This is a genomic window from Janibacter sp. CFPM2_SD2 (assembly GCF_057364645.1).
On record NZ_JBNFOF010000278.1, the window covers coordinates 1 to 2898 of the forward strand.

The following is a 2898-nucleotide window of genomic DNA, read 5'->3' on the forward strand; positions in this document are numbered from 1 at the left end:
GGTGCCACCGGCGTCGTGGCCGGCGGAGGTGCGGCCGCCTCCCTTCGCCCTGGTGCGCGCCCGCGGCGGCGTCGCGGTGCCGGCCTCCTCGTCGCAGGTCTCGTCGGCGCGGTCGTGCTCGTGCGGGCGTGGCCTTCGCCCTGACCCGCGAGGCGGACACGGCGATCCCGGTCGAGGTCACGACCACGACGACGAGTGACACGACGACCACCGGGACGCCGACGTCGACCTCGTCGACGAGCTCGACGACCACCCCCGCGCCGACCACGACGGCGCCGGTCGCACCGCCTCCGACGACGACAGCGCCGCCGGCCCCCACGACGACGCAGGCACCACCGCCGACGACCACGAGCGCCCCCCGGTCCACGTCGACGACCCCGTCGCTCACCACGACGACCACCACGTCGTCGTCGACCTCGACGTCGTCCACGACGGTGCCGCCGTCGTCCTTCACGGTCGCGCCGCCGACCACGACGACGCCCACCTCGACGACCCCGACGAGCACGCAGCCCACGACCACGGTCCCGACGACAGAGCCCTCGACGCCCCCGGCGACGAGCGACCCGACGACCCAGCCGTCCTCCGGCGGCTCGACGAGCCCGGCCCCGCAGACCTCCGACCGATAGCCGGCGCGTCGGCGCCCCGCGGCCTAGGGCAGCGCCTGCCCCTTCATCAGACGCGACGAGTAGACGTTGGTGATCCGCACGCCGTCGAGCCAGGCGGTGAGCCGCTCCGCCTCGACGGCGAGAGCGGACCTCCCTTCGCTCCCGAGGTCGGTGCCCGGGCACTCGACGACGGACACGACGCCGTCGTCGTCCTGCACCCACGCGCCGACGATGCGGCCGTCCCACCAGGCCGTGGTGCCGCCGTTGCCGTTGCTGTCGAAGAGCAGCTCGCGGTGGGCAGGGTCGAGGTACCAGTCGCGGGCCTTCCACCCCATCGTCGTGGGGTCGAGCGTCGGCAGCAGGGCCGCCCAGGGGCCGAACTCGGCGACCGGCTCGAGGTCGTCGGGCAGCAGCCACCCCGTGGCGCCACCCTCGAGCCCCACCTCGACGGCGCCGACGTCCGCGAGGGCCGCGCGGGTGGCCCCCTTCGTCGCCCCGAGCCACCACTGCACGTCCTCGGTCGTGCCGGGGCCGAAGCGCACCAGCCACCGGCGCACGAGCTCGGCGTAGCCGGCCGCGAGGTCGGGGACGGCGGGCTCCTCGCCGAGCCACGCGTCCATGAGGGTCCACGCGGGCTTCGACAGGCGCCAGTGACCGGCATTGGGCCCGCGGGTGATCCGCCCCTGCGCCCCGAGCCAGGTGAGCACACGCGGCGCGAGGTTGAAGGTGCCGCCGTAGCGCTTGCCCTCGTTGACGGTGATCGCCCCGGACAGCTCCGGCAGCTCGGCGCGCAGCACGGCGGCCGGGAGCGCCTCGCCGCCGGCCAGCCGTCGCTCCACCGCGGCTCCCGCCGTCTCGAGCCAGGCCGCACCGTCGTCGGCGATGCCGTGCCGCGTGGCGTCGCGGGCGACGAGCCGGTGCTGCTCGGGCGCGATCCGCTCGCGGGCCACGGCGAGCGCGGCGGGCAGCAGGTCACGGGGGAAGGCGAAGAGCGTGCGGCGCATCGCCAGCTGCTTGACGATGCCGCGGTCGTCGTAGAGCACCGTGTCGACGTCGAGGGGTGACCCCGGTGGTGCGGGCGCCGACGGCCAGGTGCACGGTCGCGGCCTCGGTCGCGTGCAGGCAGACCACCGAGCGGGCCGCGCCGAGGACGTCGGGTGCGTGGTGGTCGGGGTGCAGTGCGTGCCGTGTCGCCAGGCGGGCGCGGCGCTCGGCGTCGCCGACGGTGCGCATCACGCCCGGCGGCCGACGGCGAGGAAGACCGGGTAGTCGCGGTCCTGCTTGTGCACGTGGCCGGCATCGCCGACGGTCACGTCGACGAAGCCAGCTGACGCGAGCCGGCTCGCGACCTCGGCGCGGTCGAAGCCGTGGTGCCCGCCGAAGTCGTGGTCGTGGAAGCTGCCGTCCTCGCGGTCGAGATCGGCGACGGCCACCCACCCACCGGCGTCGAGCAGCTCGGCGAAGCCGGCGAGGACCCGGTCGAGCTCCCCGACGTGGTGCAGGACGTTGGAGGTGACCACGAGGTCGAAGCGCTCCGTGGGCACCGGCTGGGTCTCGAGGTCGAGGTCCCACACGCGCGTCGGCGACGGCAGCGTGCCACCGGCCACCTTGTCAGCGAGCACCTGCCGCATCCCCGAGGAGCTGTCGGCAACGGTCACCCCGACCTCCGGCAGGTGCGGCAGCAGTGCGGTGGTCACCAGGGCCGTGCCGGCGCCGTAGTCGAGGAGCCGCAGCCGCGGACGAAGGGGGACCCGCCCCGCGATCGCCGCCGCCACCTCATTCGACTGGCGCACCTTGTCGGGGTCGTCGTCCCAGGTCGCGGCCGTGTCGTCGAAGTGCTTCGCGTCCCTGTCGTGCCGGTGGCCGTGCTCGTTGTCCGCTTCGCCCATGGCCCCACCCTGCCAGCAGCCACCGTCAGCCAGCACCTTGCGAAGGGGGCTTCCCGCCCGGCCCGGGTGGGTATATCTTCCGACCATCGGCGCGCCCGTGGGGGGAGCGCCTTCGCCGTTTCGTCATGGGGAGAGCAGACGTGCGCACCACCATTGCCAGGACCACCATCGCCGGACTCGTCATGTCGGGAGGCCTCGCGCTGACCTTCGCCACACCGGCGACGGCCGCCGTGCCGAGCACCCTGTGCGACGCGGGCACGACCTTCGCCGTGACGAGCGCCGAGGGCGTCGACGCCGCGCTCGTCAGCTCGGTGCGCGAGGCGCTCACCGCTCGCGGGCTCTCGGCGCCGACGGCGACGCCGGACGTCACGGCGCCATCGCGACCGGCCGTCCGAGGTGACGAA

3 protein-coding genes and 1 pseudogene are annotated in these 2898 nt (G+C 74.9%); 1 reads left to right on the forward strand and 3 read right to left on the reverse strand.

The window, feature by feature from the left end; all coding sequences use genetic code 11:
- The 3 genes from AC2W7J_RS17210 to AC2W7J_RS17220 all read right to left on the reverse strand — a co-directional run.
- On the reverse strand, positions 1 to 520 hold a 520-nt coding region (locus AC2W7J_RS17210), incomplete at its 3' end, for a hypothetical protein (RefSeq protein WP_485983907.1).
- 129 nt (positions 521 to 649) lie between these two features.
- Positions 650 to 1648: a winged helix DNA-binding domain-containing protein gene (locus tag AC2W7J_RS17215; RefSeq protein ID WP_485983909.1), complete on the reverse strand. Its 999-nt coding sequence runs from the start codon at positions 1646 to 1648 to the stop codon at positions 650 to 652.
- 189 nt (positions 1649 to 1837) lie between these two features.
- Positions 1838 to 2494: a class I SAM-dependent DNA methyltransferase gene (locus tag AC2W7J_RS17220; protein WP_427801702.1), complete on the reverse strand. Its 657-nt coding sequence runs from the start codon at positions 2492 to 2494 to the stop codon at positions 1838 to 1840.
- A 140-nt stretch (positions 2495 to 2634) separates the two neighbouring features.
- On the opposite strand from AC2W7J_RS17220, the pseudogene AC2W7J_RS17225 reads away from it, so the two are divergent.
- A pseudogene (locus AC2W7J_RS17225) lies at positions 2635 to 2898 on the forward strand (hypothetical protein); the annotation flags it as partial.